At 72.9% G+C, this 17,328-nt stretch carries 18 protein-coding genes; 7 read left to right on the top strand and 11 right to left on the bottom strand.

Translation table 11 applies throughout. From position 1 onward, the window contains the following. Positions 1-54: 54 nt before the first annotated feature. The 3 genes from C8D89_RS25580 to C8D89_RS25570 form a co-directional block, all read right to left on the bottom strand. On the bottom strand, positions 55-939 hold the full coding sequence (locus tag C8D89_RS25580) for an alpha/beta fold hydrolase (protein WP_341477335.1): 885 nt from the start codon (positions 937-939) through the stop codon (positions 55-57). Between the two features lie 102 nt (positions 940-1,041). Then, entirely contained in the window at positions 1,042-1,461 is a 420-nt protein-coding gene (locus tag C8D89_RS25575) for a hypothetical protein (RefSeq protein WP_133252070.1), read from the bottom strand. 113 nt (positions 1,462-1,574) lie between these two features. Then, on the bottom strand, positions 1,575-2,810 hold the full coding sequence (locus C8D89_RS25570) for an AI-2E family transporter (protein ID WP_116710958.1): 1,236 nt from the start codon (positions 2,808-2,810) through the stop codon (positions 1,575-1,577). 361 nt (positions 2,811-3,171) lie between these two features. Between C8D89_RS25570 and C8D89_RS25565 the strand changes: the two genes are divergently transcribed. Continuing rightward, positions 3,172-4,185: an AI-2E family transporter gene (locus tag C8D89_RS25565; RefSeq protein ID WP_133252069.1), complete on the top strand. Its 1,014-nt coding sequence runs from the start codon at positions 3,172-3,174 to the stop codon at positions 4,183-4,185. 18 nt (positions 4,186-4,203) lie between these two features. On the opposite strand, the gene C8D89_RS25560 is transcribed toward C8D89_RS25565, so the two are convergent. The 4 genes from C8D89_RS25560 to C8D89_RS25545 form a co-directional block, all read right to left on the bottom strand. Next, complete coding sequence (locus C8D89_RS25560; RefSeq protein ID WP_116710956.1) at positions 4,204-5,823, bottom strand: MFS transporter; 1,620 nt, start codon at positions 5,821-5,823, stop codon at positions 4,204-4,206. Beyond that, positions 5,820-6,083, bottom strand: a complete 264-nt coding sequence (locus C8D89_RS25555; RefSeq protein WP_207787428.1) for a DUF1049 domain-containing protein — start codon at positions 6,081-6,083, stop codon at positions 5,820-5,822. The genes C8D89_RS25560 and C8D89_RS25555 overlap by 4 nt, the downstream gene beginning before the upstream one ends. 24 nt (positions 6,084-6,107) lie before the next feature. Further along, positions 6,108-6,590, bottom strand: coding sequence for a DUF1269 domain-containing protein (locus C8D89_RS25550; RefSeq protein WP_116710987.1), 483 nt, complete (start codon positions 6,588-6,590; stop codon positions 6,108-6,110). A 101-nt stretch (positions 6,591-6,691) separates the two neighbouring features. Beyond that, entirely contained in the window at positions 6,692-6,952 is a 261-nt protein-coding gene (locus C8D89_RS25545; RefSeq protein ID WP_116710955.1) for a hypothetical protein, read from the bottom strand. 164 nt (positions 6,953-7,116) lie between these two features. On the opposite strand from C8D89_RS25545, the gene C8D89_RS25540 reads away from it, so the two are divergent. The 5 genes from C8D89_RS25540 to C8D89_RS25520 all read left to right on the top strand — a co-directional run bounded on the left by C8D89_RS25540 (position 7,117) and on the right by C8D89_RS25520 (position 12,620). Then, positions 7,117-9,711: a helix-turn-helix transcriptional regulator gene (locus C8D89_RS25540; RefSeq protein WP_116710954.1), complete on the top strand. Its 2,595-nt coding sequence runs from the start codon at positions 7,117-7,119 to the stop codon at positions 9,709-9,711. A 115-nt stretch (positions 9,712-9,826) separates the two neighbouring features. Then, positions 9,827-10,024 (top strand): hypothetical protein, encoded by a 198-nt coding sequence (locus C8D89_RS25535; RefSeq protein WP_116710953.1) that lies wholly within the window; start codon positions 9,827-9,829, stop codon positions 10,022-10,024. Positions 10,025-10,029: 5 nt separating this feature from the next. Further along, the gene (gene glsA / locus C8D89_RS25530) at positions 10,030-11,031 is read left to right on the top strand and encodes a glutaminase A (RefSeq protein WP_116710952.1); all 1,002 of its coding nucleotides are present in this window, start codon (positions 10,030-10,032) and stop codon (positions 11,029-11,031) included. 97 nt (positions 11,032-11,128) lie between these two features. Next, positions 11,129-12,010: a M48 family metallopeptidase gene (locus C8D89_RS25525; protein WP_116710951.1), complete on the top strand. Its 882-nt coding sequence runs from the start codon at positions 11,129-11,131 to the stop codon at positions 12,008-12,010. A 145-nt stretch (positions 12,011-12,155) separates the two neighbouring features. Next, positions 12,156-12,620, top strand: a complete 465-nt coding sequence (locus C8D89_RS25520; RefSeq protein WP_116710950.1) for a DUF7144 family membrane protein — start codon at positions 12,156-12,158, stop codon at positions 12,618-12,620. Between the two features lie 142 nt (positions 12,621-12,762). On the opposite strand, the gene C8D89_RS25515 is transcribed toward C8D89_RS25520, so the two are convergent. From C8D89_RS25515 to C8D89_RS29560, 4 genes are all read right to left on the bottom strand, one after another. Then, a complete protein-coding gene (locus tag C8D89_RS25515) occupies positions 12,763-14,445 on the bottom strand; it encodes an alpha/beta hydrolase (RefSeq protein ID WP_116710949.1) in 1,683 nt (560 codons plus the stop codon). 129 nt (positions 14,446-14,574) lie between these two features. After that, entirely contained in the window at positions 14,575-14,871 is a 297-nt protein-coding gene (locus C8D89_RS25510; RefSeq protein ID WP_116710948.1) for a cation-transporting P-type ATPase, read from the bottom strand. Positions 14,872-14,899: 28 nt separating this feature from the next. Continuing rightward, positions 14,900-15,295 (bottom strand): SpoIIAA family protein, encoded by a 396-nt coding sequence (locus C8D89_RS29565; RefSeq protein WP_165825943.1) that lies wholly within the window; start codon positions 15,293-15,295, stop codon positions 14,900-14,902. A gap of 32 nt (positions 15,296-15,327) precedes the next feature. Then, a complete protein-coding gene (locus C8D89_RS29560; protein ID WP_165825942.1) occupies positions 15,328-15,609 on the bottom strand; it encodes a hypothetical protein in 282 nt (93 codons plus the stop codon). A gap of 336 nt (positions 15,610-15,945) precedes the next feature. On the opposite strand from C8D89_RS29560, the gene C8D89_RS25500 reads away from it, so the two are divergent. Further along, positions 15,946-17,295 carry a diacylglycerol/lipid kinase family protein gene (locus C8D89_RS25500; RefSeq protein WP_116710946.1) on the top strand — a complete coding sequence of 450 codons (1,350 nt, stop codon included), beginning with the start codon at positions 15,946-15,948 and terminating at the stop codon, positions 17,293-17,295. The last annotated feature ends 33 nt before the right edge of the window (positions 17,296-17,328 follow it).

The raw sequence follows: 17,328 nt of genomic DNA, 5'->3' as shown, positions 1-17,328 counted from the left end.
GGGCACGATCCCGACCGCGCTGCGGCTGCCCCCGGCGGATGTCGCACTCCGGCGTCACGTCCGGCCGACCCCGAGGTGCCGGCGCAGGAAGGCGAGGTGCTCGCCGGCGACCTCGTCGAACGTGACGCCGTGGTACACGTCGAAGTGGCCGACGGGGAAGATCGTCACCTGCCCGCGCGGCGCGCGGGTCGCGCGGTCGGCGACGAACCGCCAGCCGACCTCCGTGTCGTCGCGGGCCAGCGTGACGAGCACCGGGGCCCGGATGCGCTCCATGGTCCCCGACCGGTATCGCGGGGCGTGGAACAGGAAGCGCGGGGTTACGCGGTTCTCCCAGGTGGCGCTGTTCGTCTCGAGCTCGCGGAACCGCTCCCCCACGGCCGGGTCGCTGAACACCGCCCGGTCCATCGGCCCGTAGACCGCGATGTAGCGCGGGGCACGACCCAGGCGTCCGCGCACCTCGTCGACCAGGGCGGCACCGAGGAGGCGGATCGTGGCACGCACCACCTTCCCGCGACGCAGCCCGCGCTGCGCCATCTCCTGCCGCAGGCTCCCGCCGCCACGCCAGACGTCGAGGGCCGGCACGTTCGCGACGACCGCCGTGACCGTGGGGTCGGTCGCGGCCAGCTCGACGACGTGGCTGCCGCCCAGCGAGGACCCCCACAGCGCGATCCGCTGCCCGTCCACCTCGGGGAGGGCCCGGGCGAGCTCCACGGCCCGGCGCAGGTCGGCGCGCTGTCGCGTGCTGTCGACCAGCTGGCGGGGGTGCCCCTCGCTCTCGCCGAAGTGCCGGTAGTCGAAGGTCAGCACCGCGAGCCCACCGGCCGCGAAGCGCTCGGCGAAGGCCGGGAGGATCCAGTCCATCGTCCCGGAGAAGCCGTGCGCCAGGACCACGCAGGGCGCAGGGTCTCCGCGGCCGGGCGGTACAGGCGCCCGCGGCAGACCACGCCCTCGGAGGTGAAGGATACGGGTCGGACGACGGGCGGCGGGTCGGCTCCCATGTCCAGACCCTCCGACGCCGACGGGGCGGACGGCAATGCCGCGTCAGTGGAGCTGGGCCTTGAGGACGATGATGCCGACCCCCAGCACGACCGAGGCCGCGACCGAGCCCCATCGGACGAGGAGGGATCGGCGCGAGCCTCGAGCTTCGACGACGCTGCAGAGGGTCAGGGTCAGGACACCGAGCCACAGCGCACCGTTGATGGCTGTCCGCGTCGTGAGACCGATCAGATCCGCGAGGAGGAGGAAGGCGCCGGCCAGGAGACCAGGTGCGGCGGTGGTCGCACAGACGCCCAGTTCCTCCCGGATCTCCGCCGCCGGGAGCTTCTGAGCAGAGGCCAGCGCGGCCGACAGCAGGCCGGCGTAGGCCTCGCCGAAGGCGACGACGATTCCGGTCCCGGCAACGGTGAGGACCGCCTTCGCCGTGCTCGTGGCCTCGTCACCCAGGTAGGCGAGGACGGACATCGCGAAGATCGAGCCGATCAGGGCCGAGCGGAGATGTGCCCGCGCGCGGGGGCCGAGGTCACCGGCGTTCCCCGCGGTCGCAACCGAGGCGTGATCTCCCCCGTGCCCGCCCTTCATCGGGGGGTGCTCACCGTCGTGTCCGCCGCGGCGAGGGTGGGCCCGGGAACGGGTGTGAACACCGCGTCCGCCTCACTCTCGACCCTCGCCCCGCTCCCCTCGCTCGGGGTGTCCCCGGCGCCTCGTCCGGCGCCCGGAGGGCTGGCGGAGCCGATGAGGGCCTCGACCCAGCGGGCCCCGGGGTCGCAGTCGACGAGCACGGCCTTGACCAACAGCGTGGCCGGGATGGCGAGCAGGGCACCGAGGGGGCCGAGGACCCACGCCCAGAACAGCAGCGCCACGAAGGTCACCACCGCCGACAACCCCACCGCGTCGCCGGTGAACCGCGGCTGGATGAGCGACTGGACGACCGCGTTGAGGACGATGTAGACGACGATCACGGCCGCCATCAGTTGCCACCCGCCGACCAGCAGCCCGAGGAGGGCGGGGGGCACGAGCCCGATGATGAAGCCGATGTTCGGGATGAAGTTCGTGATGAAGGAGAGCAGCCCCCAGAGAATGACCAGGGGGATCCCCATGATCGCGAGGGCCACGGTGTCGAGCACGGCGACGATCAGGCCGAACACGGCGGTGACGACGAGGTAGCGCCGCGTCCCGACCGCGAAGCCCTGCAGCGCCACGACCATGTGTGGCCGATCGGTCCCGACGGCCTCGAGACGTCGGCCGGCGCCGTTCGCCTCGGCGATGAGGAAGAGGATCAGCGCGAGGAGGAAGACCAGGGTGGTGATCGCACCGCTGAGGTCGGCGAGGATCGACCCGACATACGTGACGACCTGGCCGAGGTCGGCGGACGCCGCGGTGGCCCGTGCCTGGGCCGGGTCGAACCCGAGTCGGGCCAGCGAGGTGCTCACCGACGTGGTCAGGCCCTGGATCCGGTCCGAGTACTGCGGGACGACCGCGACGAGCTGTCCCACCGACGCGAACAGCACCGCGACGAGCGCGAGCAGGATGCCGAAGATCACGAGGACGAGCGCCAGCACGGTCGACCACGCCGGCCAGCCCTTCCGCCGCAGCCACGCCTGGAGCGGGGCGACGGCGATCACGATCACCAGGGCGAGGAGCACGGGCGCGACGAGCCAGGCCACGGCCATCAACCCGGCGACGCTGACGACGACGGCCGCAGCGCCCAGCAGGAGCAGGAGGCCGCGTGGCAGGGGTGCGGCGGCGGGGCTCACCGGCGCCGCGGAGCCGGTCGGCGCCTGCGCGCCCGGTGGCGCGACGGAGGTCGACATGCGCAGGACGCTAGGAACGCGGCACCACTCGGGCATCACCCCGCACGGGTGGGACGGGTGCCGGTCGACGACCCGGGAGCGGTGACCGGCCGCCCGAGCGCCCGTCGTTCCGTACCGACCCGGTCCGCACGACGATCTCGACCGCCCCCACCCGCCGTCCCGGGCGCGGTCGTCGTCCAGCCTCATCCCCGCGAGGTGAGGACAGCGACCCCGGTGCTCTCGCAGGGTCGTGGCGGTGAGCGCAGCGGGTGACGAGGCCGTGGAGCCGCGGGCGAATGCCGATCACCGTGGTCCGCCGAGCGCGGCCGGCGGACACGAGCGGACAGGGGCGGGTAGTCCGTCGCTGCGTCGGGTGGCCGCCATGGTGCTGGTCGGTGCCCTCGTCGTGGTCGCCGTCGTCGCGCTGCTCGTCCTGGCCTATCGCGCGCGGCAGGCCCTGCTGCTCGCGTTCACGGGGTTCTTCCTGGCGGTGGGGATCGAGCCCGCGGTGCGGGCGCTGGTCCGCCACGGCGTGCGGCGCGGAGCGGGCGTCGCGCTCGTCGCGCTCGGCGTGGTCGTGGTCGGCGCTGTGCTGGTGGCGGTGCTCATCGTGCCGGGCCTCCGGCAGCTCGCCGCTCTCGTCCAGGAGGCCCCGCAGCTGCTGGACCGTGTGGCCGCCAGGTTCGGGGGACCGTCGACGAGCGCCGGCGCGGCGCTGGCCGACCCCACGGCCCACGCCCGGGTCGCCGAGGTGGGCCAGCAGCTCGGCCAGGTGCTGGTGTCGGCCCTGACCGCGGTGTTCAGCGCGTTGGGATTGCTGCTCGGCGGGGCGGCCGCCGCCCTGACCACTCTGGTGCTGATGGTGTACTTCGCGCTGGCCATGCCCCGCCTCCACGCCGGCATGGCGCGCCTGCTCGCCCGGCCGCACCGCGTGGACACCCTCGACGAGGCCCTGGCGCGAGTCGGCGGCTACGTCGCCGGGCAGGTCCTCGTCTCCCTCATCGCCGGGGCGACGGCGTTCGTCTTCTTCCTGATTGTCGGGGTGCCCTATCCCGCGCTGCTCGCCCTGGTCGTCGCCCTGCTCGACGCGCTGCCCCAGGTCGGCGCGTTCCTCGCCTCGCTCATCGGCACGGCGGTCGCCCTGTCCCAGAGCTGGGGACTCGCGCTCGCCACCCTGGCCTTCTTCTGCGTCTACCAGGCCGTCGAGAACTACGTGATCGCCCCGCGCGTCTTCTCCCGCACCATCGACCTGAGCCCGCTCGCGGCCTTCGTCGCGGTCCTCGCCGGCGCTTCTCTCGGGGGCCTGCTGGGTGCTCTCGTCGCCCTGCCCGTCACCGCCGCCGGCAAGATCGTCATCTCCCGGCTCCTGGCCGCCCGGCGCGAACGAACGGCATGAGGACGCTCGAGGAGCCACTCACACCGACGCCGGGGCGTCGGTGTGCTCGCGCCGCGCCGGCGAGGACGGCAGGGCGCTGGTGGCCAGGAGGCTCGCCAGCGCGATCGCCGCCGTCGCGAGCATCCCGGCGCGCAGCGCCTGCAGCTGGGCCTCCGCGTAGGCCTCGACCACCGGCGCGGCCTGGTCGGGCGGGACCCCGGCCGCCGTGAGCGCCGCCTCCACCTGGCCGAGGGACACGAAGTCCAGCCCGCGGGAGATCGCGACCCCGACCCGGCCGGCGAGGTCTGCCGGGATGCGCGGGTCGTCGCCCACGCCGCGCTCCGCCGCCGCGCCCAGGGCGGCGATGAGCACCGACCCGACGAAGGCGGTGCCGAGGGAGGAGCCGAGGTTCTGCGCGGTGTACTGCAGCCCGCCGGCGGCGCCGCGGTCGTCCTCGCCGACGCTGGACTGCGCGACGTTGCCGAGCTGGGCGGCCAGTAGGCCCATCCCGACACCGAGCAGGGCGGTCGCCGCGGCGAAGGCGGCGTCGTCGAGCTCCGGTTCGACCGTCGCGAGCAGCCACAGGATGGCCACCACGAGGATGCCGAATCCCAGCCGCACGGCCTGGCGGGGCGCGAGGACCCCGGCGAGCCGCGGGACGACCAGTGCGGTGACGAGCATCGTCGCCGAGATCGGCAGAAGTCGCAGGCCGGTCTGGAAGGCATCGAGCCCGAGCACGATCTGCAGGTAGAGCGGGATGGAGAAGAACAGCCCGAGCAGGACGAGGTTCTGCGCGAGCAGGCACCACAACGCGGCCCGCAACGGGGGGACCGCGGTGAGCGACCACCGGATCAGCGGGTCCCGCCCGACGGCCTCGCGATGGCGCACCCAGGCGCGCAACAGGGCCAGCACGACGAGGCCGGCGGCGACGACGAAGGGCGTCGGCGCGAAGCCGAGCAGCGCCACCTGCGGATCCCGCGGGCGCAGCCAACCCCACGTCGTGCTCTGCAGGACGCCGAGCACCACCAGAGCGATCCCGAGCACCGAGAGCGCGGCACCGACCAGGTCGAGGCGCGGCCGCGGCCCGTCGAGCGGGGCATCCCGCACCCATCGCAGGCCGACCAGGATGACCAGCACCAGGACGACTTCACCGGCGAAGACGAGGCGCCAGCTCAGGTAGGTCGTTACCCAGCCGCCGAGCAGGGGCCCGACCGCGATCCCGGCCCCGGCGAGGGCTCCGACCACGCCGTAGGCCAGGGCGCGCTCCCGGCCCGCGGCGTAGTTCCCGCCCACGAGGGCGGCCAGCGCGGGCAGCACGAGCGCGCCCCCGAGGCCCTCGATGATCGACCAGCCGAGAGTCAGCACGCCCACGGTCGGAGCGAGCGCGGTCAGCAGCGAGCCGACGCCGTAGACGACGAGGCCGGCGGCGAACGTCCGCCGCCGGCCCCACGCGTCGCCGATCGTCCCGCCCGTGAGCAGGAAGGCGGCCATGACCATGGTGTAGACGGTGATGACGCGCTGGATCGTCGTGACGTCCGTGTCAAAGTCCGCGACGAGCTGGCTGATCGACACGTTCATGACCGAGGTGTCGAGCACCACCAGGAACTGTGCTGCCCCGAGTGCCAGCAACGGCATCCAGCGCGGACCGCCTGCGGTCATCGCCGTCGGCGTCCGACGACCAGGCCGACGACGAGTCCGATGACCAGGGTGATGGTCAGCGCCGCCCACAGCGGCATGAGCACGACCGGGATCCACAGGCGGATCTCGGTCAGGTCGCGGTTCTCCACCACGAACACCACTGCCAGCACCAGCAGCACCAGCGCCAGGACGCCGCGCGACGTGAACCGGCGCCTGCCCGGGGCGGTCGTGCGTCCGGACGCCGGTGGCCCGCCGGCCCGCGCCGGCCCGTCCGTGGTCATCGCTCTCTCACTTCCTCGTCGCGGTCACGAGAAGACCTCGCGCAGGGCCTTCTCCTGCTCGGCGGACAGGTTGGTCTGGATGAGCTCCGCCTCGTGGTTGCCGAACTCCTCGTGGACCTTGTCCAGCACGGCGTCGGAGGTCATCGCGAACAGGGCGGACGTGCCGGGGGTGACCTCGTCGCGGACCCGCTTGATGAAGTCGTCGTCGATCCCGGCGTCGGCCAGGGAACCGCTCGCGGCCCCCATCGCAGCACCGAGCGCCGCGCCCAGGAGCGGGACGAGGAAGATCAGGCCGAACAGCATGCCCCAGAACATCCCGCCCATCGCCCCGGCACCGACGAGGTTGTGCAGCTGGCGGGTCCTGGGCTTCTTCGCCCCTGGCTCCCACGACACGGTTGCCGCGTCGTGCACCTTGATCAGCTGCTGCTTCTCCAGGGACTGCAGTGTGGTCACCGCGTTGTCGGCGCCGTCCGCGGTCGGGAACTTCCACACGGTCAAGGTGGCCATCTGCCGCACGTCCCTTCGACGAGAAACCGAACGCGACCAGCGTCTCCAGAGGGGGTCGACAGCGGCATCGTCCGCGGCGGATGACCTGACGCGGCCTTCGGTCACCAGGACGGCCCCGAGCCCTCCGGGCCCGACCCGAGCAGCGCTTCCTGGGACGACTCGGGCAGCGTGCGCAGTTCGAGGACCTGGAGGCCGAAGGCCTGCAGGCGGGCGAGGACGCCCTGGAGGTGTGCCGTGTCGACGACGTGCCCGAGCAGGACGGTCTCGACCGGCGCCTCGCTCACGTCGAACCCCGAGAAGTCGGCACGCACCTCCGGTGAGAGCCGTCCGAGGATGCGGAGCTCGTAGCGGGTCGAGGTCATGACGCGTCCCTTCTGTCGGAGTCCCGCAGGGTGCACGAAGGGTGGCGAGACGGCGTCCTCCGCGCGGGGTGACCCGATTGCGGCCCTTTGGCCCTGCGCGCAGGCCCCCAGCAGGTGTTACGAAGCCCTTGTCCAGCAGAGGGCCTGCTCGCGGGGTGGTGCGGATGCGTCAGGGCAAGGTCGAGGTCCCGCTCCGGCCACCGCGGTTCGTTCCGCGGGAGGAGGTGCGCGACGCCCTCGACTCCGCCGCCGCACCCGCCGGACGGGGGCGGGTGGTGCTGGTGAGCGCGCCGGCCGGGCACGGCAAGACCGCCGCGCTGGCCGACTGGGTGCGCACAGGAGGTCCACCGGCGGCGTGGGTCTCGCTCGACCATGCCGATCGCGACGAGCACCAGTGGTGGTCGTCGGTGCTGGGTGCGCTGCTGACCTGCCCGGCGGTGCCGTCCGACGCTGCGCTGCACCGCGTCGCCGAGCAGTCCCGGGGTCGGGAGACCGAGGCCCACGAGGCGTTCCTGGTGACGCTGCTCGACGCCCTGGACGAGCTGCCCGAGCCCGTTCGCATGGTGCTCGACGACGTCCACTCGATCATCGGGCACCCCGCCCAGCGAGGTCTGCGCGACCTCGTGCGTCACCCGGTGCGCGGCCTCACCGTCGTCCTGTCGAGCCGGTGCGATCCCCCGATCGGGCTGGACCACCTCCGGCTCCACGACCGGCTCGGCGAGGTCCGGGCCGACCGGTTGGCGTTCGGCATCGAGGACGCCGTCCGCCTCTTCGACGCGGCCTCCGTTCCGCTCACCCCTGATCAGGCCGCGACCCTGGTGGAGCGCACCGAGGGCTGGGTGGCCGCACTGCGCCTGCTCGCCCTCTCGCTGCGGTCGGCCACCGACCAGGCCTCCGTCGTCGCCGACTTCGCCGGCGACGACCGCTCCGTCGCGGACTACCTGGTCGACGAGGTCCTCTCCACGCTCGACGACCGTCAGCGCCGCGTCCTCGAGGCCGCGTGCTTGCGCCCTACGGTCCCGGCCGACCTCACCCGAGCCCTCGCCGGCGGGGACGCCGCGGCGGACGTGCTCGAGCACCTCGAGGCCACCACCGGCATGGTGACCGCGGTCGACCGGCGCGGCGAGAGGTACCACGCCCACGAGCTGCTCCGCTCGCACGTGCTCGCGCGGCTGCGGCGCGCCCACCCCGAGCGCCTGCGCGCGATGCACCAGCGCGCCGCGGTCTGGTTCGAGGTCCACGACGAGCCCGCCGAGGCGGTCGGGTTCGCGGCGGCGGCCGGGGATGTGGCCGGGACGACCTCCCTGGTCCGGGCGCGCGGGGCCGAGCTCGTCGCCGCCGGCCGGTTCACCGAGCTCGGCGAGGCCGTTCACCTGCTCTGCTCGCGTGAGGACGCCGCGATCCCGCCGGTGCTCGCCCTTGCCGTGCTCGAGGACGGAGGACCGGACCGGGCCGAGGCACTGTTGCGACCGGAGGACGGGACCGATCCCGAGATCGCGATCGTGCGCAGCATGGTCGGCGCACGCAGGCTGCTGGCCGAGGGCCACGGCACCGAGGCCCACGACGCGGCCGGGGCCGTCGTCCCCGAGGCCACCGGCAACGCCGCGCTGCGCGCCCTGGCCCTCGCGAACCGGGCGACCGTCCTCGCGGAGACGGCCCCGCACGCCGCGTGCACCGACGCGGAGGGGGCGCTGGCCCTCGCCCGCGCGGAGGACTGGCCCTGGCTGGAGGTCCAGGCGCACGCCGCTCTCGCCACGGCCCACGCCCGGGCCGACCGACTACCCGACGCGGTGCAGCACGCCCACGCGGTGCTGGAACGCACCGCTCGTCACCGCTGGCAGCACACGGCCTGGCCGGCGGGGGCGCTGATCGTCCTCGCGCGCAGTGACGCGGTCGGCGGCCGCCCCGAGCAGGCGCTGGCCGACGTGGCCGCCGCCGAAGCCCTCGAACCCACACATCGTGAACACCGCGTCGTGCTCACCGCTGTCCGCGGTGTCGCCGAGTACGACCGCGGCCGGCGCCGCGAGGGCTGGCAGCTCCTGCGGGCTGCCCGGCTCCAGGCTCTGGCGGACGAGGTCGACGCGCGTGAGCTCGCCTTCGCGGCCCTCCTCGAGCAGCAGGCGGCGCTCGGCCTCGGACGGGTCGGGGAGGCACGGGAGGTCACGACCGCGGTGGCAGCGCGGCTCGCGGGCACCGCCGACGAGGCCGTGCTGCAGGCGCGCCAGCGGTGGGCCACCACCCGCGATCCCCACGTGCGCCACGAGCTCCGCCCCGCCCTGGACGGCAGCCGCCCGTGCACCGGTCCGATGGCCGAGATCGACGCGCGCGTCCTCGACGCCGAGATCGCCCTGGTCACCGGACAGCACCCCCTCGTACGACGGCGCCTGCAGGAGTCCGTCCGCCGCGCCGCACAGAGCGTGGTCGTGCGCCCACTGACGGTGGCGCCCCCGGCGCTGCTCGATCGCCTCGAGCGGGACCGCGGGAGCTTTGGCGAACTCGAGCATCTCGTCGACCGCGTGCTGGCGATCGCGCACAAACGGTCCGTCGGCGCGGTCCCGGTGCTGACCCAGCGCGAGCACGAGGTGCTCGAGCTCCTCCCGACCACGAGGTCGGTCGACGAGATCGCCGAGGCCCTCGCGGTCTCCCCCAACACGATCAAGACCCACCAGCGCGCCATCTACCACAAGCTCGGCGCCGAGGGCCGCCGCGACGCCGTCCGTCGCGCCCGCCGCGCCGGCCTGCTCACCTTCTCGGGGTGACGTCTCACCCGCGCCGGACGAGGACCGCCGCCCGCTGCTGTACCACGGTGTGGTGAGCGGGCCCGCCCCGCCGTCGATCGGACGCGAACGCGGGACCGGGAGGAGGAAGACGCACGTGCGCTGCGAGATCCACGTCAAGGGCCGACTGTCGCCCGAGGTGTCCGGCAGTTTCGAGGAGTTCGCCATCTCCGAGTCGCCATCGCAGACCGTCGTCGTCGGCGAGATCGGTGACGACGCCGAGCTCGCGCGGCTCCTCGCCCACGCCCAGTCCCTCGGCCTCACCGTGCTGTCGCTGCGGGCCCTCCCCCGGTAGCGGTCGTGCCCACCACCGGGGTAGCCGAGGCGGACGGAGCCACGCCGCCGCCGGCCCTGCGGGCCGCCGCCGTGCGCGCCCGCATCCACGAGCTCCACCGTCGCCACGCCGCCGAGCCCGTCGACGTCGTGTCGTACTACCCGCCCGAGGCCGAGGCCCGCCGCGACGTGTTCGGTCTGTCCGGCGTGCACGTCTCCGGAGTGAGCGTTTCGGTCGGTCAGAGCACCGAGCGGTTCCCGTTGCAGTCGATCTCCAAGGTCTTCACCTACGCACTCGCCCTCGAGGACAACGGCCGGGACGCGACGCTGGCCCGCGTCGGGGTGGAGCCGTCGGGCGACCCCTACAACTCGATCACCTTCGACGAGGCACACCGGCGACCGCACAACCCGATGATCAACTCGGGAGCCCTCGTCGCCGCCGCCCTGGTCCACGGCCGCACCCGCGCCGAGAGAATCGAGCGCCTGGTCGCCCGCCTTCGGAGCTTCGCCGGCAACCCCACGATCGACGTCGACCCGGCCATCCTCGACCAGCAGCTCCGTGCCACCGATCGCAACCTCGGCCTGGCCTACATCATGCGTTCCCTGCGGATGCTCGACGGCGACGTCGACGACACGCTCGCGGTCTACCTGTCGGCCTGCTCGGTGACCGTGACCACCGACGAGCTCGCGGTCATGGGTGCCACCCTGGCCAACGGTGGTCTCAACCCCTTGACCGGCGACCGCGCCATGCCCGTCGCGCACGTCCGGGACGTGCTGAGCGTGATGCTGACCTGCGGGATGTACGACGCCGCGGGCCAGTGGTTCCACGACGTGGGCATCCCGGCCAAGAGCGGGGTCAGCGGCGGCATCGTGGCCGCACTCCCCGGTCGCCTCGGTATCGCCGTGTATTCCCCCGGCCTCGACGCCCACGGCAACTCGGTCCGCGGGGTGAACATCTGCCGCGACCTGTCCGACCACTTCGGCCTGCACGTCTTCGCCGCCGAACGACCGGACACGGCCTTCGCGTGACGCCCAAATCACCCCTGAGGGATGGCGACGGTCGCGGTCGCCGTCGGATGAGGTGGTCCCCGATAAGGACGAGTCGACGGCCGGGGAGAGTGGGTCGATGGTGTCAGGTCACGAACCGTTCGGGACGCGCCCGCAGAGGTCGCCGCGCCACCCGGCCGAGGTCCCGTTCTTCGTCCTCATGGTCGTCCTGAACGTCGCGATCGTCCTGGCGATCCTGCGCGCCGCGATCGTCGTCCCGTTCCTGCCCGAGTCGCTGCAGGATTCGGCCGCGGCGAATGCGATCCGCGCCGCTCTGGTCGGCCTGCTGCTGTTCGTGCCGGCCCTCGTGGTCATTCGTGAGGTCCAGCGGGCCACGACGCGGGGCACCACGGTGCAGCTCTCACCTCGGCAGTTCCCCGAGCTGTACCGCACCGCCGACGAGTTCGCCGCGGCGCTGCGCCTGCGGCGACGCCCCGACATCTACGTCGCCAACGGCAACGGCACGCTCAACGCCTTCGCCGCGCAGGCGGCCGGCCACGACTACGTCGTGCTGAACAGCGAGCTCTTCGCCAACCTGTACGCCCACAACCGCGAGGGTCTGCGCTTCGTCCTCGGCCACGAGCTGGGGCACATCCGGCTGCACCACGTCGCGCTCTGGTACCAGCTCGCGGTCGCCTACTCCTCGCGCATCCCGATCCTCGGCCCCACCCTCTCCCGGTTGCGTGAGTACTCCTGCGACCGCCACGGCGCCGCCCTCGCGCCCCACGGCGCCGCCGGTCTCGTCCTGCTCACCGCGGGTCGCCACACCGAGACCGCCGTCGACGTCGACCAACTCCTCGAGCAGGGCCGGCACCTCCGCGGCTTCTGGGTCGGTCTCGCCCAGCTGCCGCGCTCCCACCCGTTCACCGTCCGCCGCCTCGAACGCCTCGTCGACCTCGGTCTCCTGCGGCCGGCCGCTCCCCTGACGGCCGTGGCGGCGCACGAGCAGCCGACGGGCTGAAGGCCACCCGCCGCGGCTCCCGTCGTTCCTCCTGCGCCGAGCAGGGCCCGGAGAGGATCGCCGGATCACCCGCAGTGGACGAGGTCGCGACGCGCCACGGGGTGGACCGTGGCCGGATCAGGACACCTCACGGACGGAGGTCGACATGACGACCCAGGAGGGGGCCGACGCGCGTGCGGCCCGGAGCACGGCGACCCCGCCGCCCGGCCCGCTCACCGGACCGAGTCAGTCGACGGAGTGGGTGCGGTTCGGCGGCATCTTGATGGCGATCATCGGCCCCTTCTCCGTCATCGAGGGGCTGCTGGCACTGGCGGCTCCCGACACCTTCGTCACCGTCCAGGGCCGGGTCCTCGCGATCGACCTCACGGGATGGGCCTGGGTGCACATCGTGTTCGGCGTGCTGGTCTTCGTCGTCGGCATGGGACTGCTCCGCAGCGAGGTGTCCGACACGGCGCGCATCGCCGGCATCGTCGTCGTCACCCTGAGCATGATCGTCCAGCTGGCATGGCTGCCCGCCGCACCGATCTGGTCGATCATCATGATCGTCTTCTGCCTACTGGTCCTCCAAGCGCTCGTGGTCACCTCCGGCGACTTCAGGGTCGGCCGGTGACCTGCTGAGCAGGGGTGACGAGCTCGCCGCGGCGCTCGCGCTGCTTCGAGAGCACCGAGGACTCCGACCGGTGGATGGATGGCACGCTGATGGCTCTACCTTCCCTTCGCACGGTGGAACCCGGCAGGGAGCGCTTGGTGTCTCACCCGATGACCTCACGAAGTGCGGCAAGCTGATCGGGTCGGTAGCCGGTGGGCGGCAGGATCGCGGTCCAGCCGTCCACGTAGCGAGAGACGTAGTTGTGCCCGTGGCCGCCCGGGACGTCGACGGCGAACGGAAGGTCGGCGGTGACCTGCCAGAAGGTCACGAAGGGGATCCAGACGACGCTGTCGAGAACGTTCGGGTCGGGGGGTTCCGCGATCCAGTCCGGCTCGTGCAGGGCGAGCCGCGGGCTCCACCAGACGATCGGATCCGAGGGGTTCATCATGTACAACACCCGGCTCCCGGGCCACCGTCGATCGATCGGTGGCACCGGTACGCCCGGATCATGGGCGAAGCGCACGATCCGCCCCTGCCGGTAGATCGGCTGCACCTCGAGGCTCCCGGGATCACGACCGTCGGTGAACTCCCGGAACAGCGGGTTGAAGTTCGGTGGGCCCGCGAAGAGCACCCCGTCGGCGCGATTGGCCAGGTCGTACTCGCCGCTGAACCCGGCCTCGGCGCCGAACGACCCGAGGCTCTCCCCCGCGAAGAACAGGAGGGGCCGCGTCTCGGGCGGCAGCGTCGACCAGGCGCCGTAGACGGCGTCGACGAGAGCTCGACCGGCCTCGCGCGCCTTGGACTGGTCGACCAGGTACGACAGCCAGGACGGCAGGTACGAGTACTGGAGTGCGACCGTGGCCGAGTCCCCGCGCGTGAGGTACTCGAACGAGTCGGCCAGCGCGGGATCGACCCAGCCACTGCCCGTGGTGACGACGACGAGGAGATGGCGCCGTGCGAAGCCGCCGGCTCGTGCCAGGTCGCGCACGGCGAGCGCGGCGCGCGCTTCGGCGTCCGGCGCCGAGCCGAGCCCGGCGTAGGCGCGGATCGGTGGGACGGCCGGCTGCCCGCCGAGGCGTTCGATGTCGGCCACCGCGGGCCCGAGCGCGGCGAAGTTCCGTCCCTCCCGACCCAGCGTCCCCCACGCCACGAACGATCCCGGCCCGCCGGAGCGCAGCCCGCTCGAGGGTGCGGAGACGTCCTCGGCGGTGGTGGCGTTGTGCACCGAGAACGCGCGGTTCGCCGCCTCGACCAAGCCGTTGAGCAAGAGCCCGCTCACGATCAGGTAGACCAGTGCCGCGGCCAGCAGCCACCCGAGGGTGGCCGCCGCGCGCGGCCCGATGCGACGGGCGAGCAGGCCGGCGAGGCGGTGGTCGACCCAGCGCACGCCGCGGCCGATCGCCAGGAGCACCACGAACACCACCGCCGCGACGAACGGCATCGCCACCAGGAGCCCGACGTCGACCGGCCCGGCGCCGACGAGCCGTCGGATCTCGGCCTGCCACACCTGGCCGAGCACGACGGCCGCCACGACGAGCAGCACCGCCGTCACGGCGAACACCCGCCACGAGCGGCGCTGGGGCTCGCGGGCGGCGCGGTCGGCGAACCCGCGCCAGATCGCGGCGGCGAGCACGCCGAGGCCGTAGCCGATGACGGCGGTGATGCCCCACACCAGCCCCTGGACGACCCCGCCCCGCGGGAGGAGGGACGGCGTGAACGAGACGCAGCCGAGCAGCAACGCGCCCCAACAGCCCGGCAGGGTCAGGCGGCGTGGCCGGTGACGCGGGGCGGCCGCGTCGGCTCCCTCGTCGCCGGCACGGTGCTCATCCACGACGCCGGTCAGCATGGACCACCTCCGGCACCGCAGCATGGCCGGGACACGTGGCCGAGACCTCCTCCGCGACAGATGAGAGTCGCGGGGCACCGCGCGATACCGCGGTGGCCGCGCTCCGCACCCTCGCCGCGGGGTCGGCTCTCACCCCACCGAGCGGGCGCGAGCGGGGGTGACCACGACGACCGCGACCAGCATGAGGTTCATCGGGTCGCGGAGCTGTTGCAGCGCTACCGCCCACACCGACGGCGGTCTCTCGCCGACGATCTCGTTCGGCCCGTAGCCGGCCAGACGCGTCGCCGCTTCGGCGCGGTTCAGACCGTGCTCGGAGTCACTGCCCATGGCCGCGATGACGCGGCCGACGTCCTGGGCGAACCAGCGCTCGGGTGGCCCCGCACCCGCGGGCACGCTCTCCGCGACGACACGGGTGGTGTGCGCCATCGAGCGTCTCCTGTGGGTGCCGTGTCGGTCAGAGAGCCTGGCCGTGATCCGTGCCCTCCCGCTCGCCGGCCACCCACGCCTTGGCCTGCATGAGCTGGGCGAGCGGGAAGGCCCGCAGCTGCCCGGGGACGAGCGCGGAGAGCACGCGGAGCGCCGGTCTGAGCCAGTCCTGATCACTGACGACCGCGACACGCTCGTAGGACGTGGCGTGACGCGCCGCGAATTTCAGCTGCTCGGCCAGGGCGTCACCCTCGTACTCGAGCAGGTCGGGGCCCAGGAGGTAGAGCATCCGGATCGCCCTGCCGGCGGCGATCTCGCGGCGCAGGACGGGCTCGACGGTTTCCTCGAAGTCGTCGTCGTCGAACTTTCCGACCGCCTCGAAACCGAGCGTCCCCGCGGGCATGTTCCCGATCTGCCTGAGCACTTCTCTCCCTCCCTGCGCTGATCGGGGCGGCGTCAACCGACCACCTTGAGACCGGAGCCGATCTCGCTGACGACGCGGTTGTCCCGGTTGCGAGCCATGACGTGACCGAGTCCGAGCAGGCCGGCCACCGGCCAGGGGATGACCTCGAAGGCGGCCAGCGCGCTGACAGTGATCAGGTAGCTGAGGCTGCCGGTCAGGGGCCAGCCCACAGGTCCGATGTAGGGGATCTCGATGTGCCATTCCCAACCGGCAGGCTCGTCCCGATCCGTCGTCGAGCCCGGCCCGACCGACGCCTCGGCGTCGACTGAGGTCATCGTCGCCCTCCCTGCTCTGGTCGTGTTCTGGCCCTCACCGTGGCCGGCCTCGCCTCGGACCGGCCTCATTCGCGATGGGTGATCTCGGCGCGCGCTACGGACCGATCCCGTCGAAGACCGCCGCGCCGGGAGCAGGCAGACGCGGAGGGTGCACCGGTACAGCTCGGGGAGGAACGTCCACCGTCACCTTCCACAGGGGAACCGGCACCGTCCGGCTCACGCGATCCTGGCCCGACCGGGAGCCAGGCGGCTCCAGGGCTCACCCGACGAGACGCGGACGACTCGAGACGAGCACAGATGGTGGGCAGGAGAGATCATCCGGGCGCGCCGACGCCCGTGGTCACCTTGCGGACCCGCTGCGCCGCCGGAACGGCGCTGGTGACCGCGCTGGCCGCCGTGACGATCGTGGTGGCCGGCCTCGTCCGCGAGCCGGTGAGGCTGGCACTGGCGGTGGCGATGGTCGTGGTCGCGGTGGTGGCCGGGTGGGACGCCCTGGTCCATCGCGGGGCCCGGCGATACGCGGCAGGGGCGATCGTCACCCCCGCGTTGGTCGGCGGTGTGCTCCTGCTCGACCTCCACGCCGTGACGCGGATCGTGACGGTGGCCGCACTGGTGCTGGCGTCCCTCGCCGCCGCTCGGGTGGCGCTGCACGACGTGCTGGCGACGCCCTCGTTCACGACCAGGCCGGTCGGACCGGCGGCACGCGGAGTGCTGCTGATGAACCCACGCTCCGGAGGAGGTCGGGTCGCCCGGTTCGACCTCGAGAACGAGGCCCGCAGACGAGGCATCACGCCGGTCCTCCTCCGACCCGGCGATGATCTGCGAGAGCTGGCCGAGCTCGCCGTCGCACGAGGAGCTGACGTCCTCGGGATGGCGGGCGGCGACGGTTCGCAAGCCGTGATCGCCAACGTGGCTCGTCGCCACGAGGTGGCGATGGTGTGTGTGCCCGCCGGCACGCGGAACCACTTCGCCCTCGACCTCGGGGTGGACCGGGACGATGTGGTCGGGGCTCTCGACGCGTTCGGGGACGCCGTCGAAGGACGTGTCGACCTCGCGTGTGTGGGAGACCGGGTCTTCGTCAACAACGCGTCCCTCGGCCTCTACGCCTCGGTCGTCCAGTCCGAGGCCTATCGCGCAGCGAAGATCAACACCACCGCACGGATGCTGCCGGACCTGCTCGGACCCGACGCCCGCGGCTTCGGTCTCCGTATCGACTGGCCGGACGGGCTCGGCGATCTCGACGCCGACCTCGTCCTGGTCTCCAACAACGTCTACCGCGTCGAACGGCTCAGCGCCTTCGGCACCAGAGCACGCCTCGACGAGGGAGTCCTCGGTGTCATCGCGCTGAGCCTGGGCAACAGCACCGATCTGGCGGCCCTCCTGGCGGGGGAGCCGCGCGGCGACCTGAGTCGCCATCGAGCACTCCGGCAGTGGAGCACACCGGAGTTCGTCGTCGACTCCGAGGAGGGACTCGTCGACGTCGGCATCGACGGCGAAGCGCTGCGACTCGCGCCACCCCTGCACTTCCGCTCGTTGCCCGCCTCCCTCCGCATCCGGCTGCCGCTGCACTCCCGTTCAGCAGTTGCCCGGTCACCGCTTCCGAGACCGGGCGCGGCATCCGCCGAGTTGCTGCGGCGACTGATCGCTCATCCAGGGACGGGTGGCGTCCATGAGGAACGGCGGTAACGGAACGGTCACGGCCACCGATGAGCGAGGCGC

The organism is Actinomycetospora cinnamomea (assembly GCF_003096675.1).
In the GTDB taxonomy this organism is placed as follows: Bacteria; Actinomycetota; Actinomycetes; order Mycobacteriales; family Pseudonocardiaceae; genus Actinomycetospora; species Actinomycetospora cinnamomea.
This window is presented reverse-complemented; position numbering and strand designations above follow the sequence as displayed.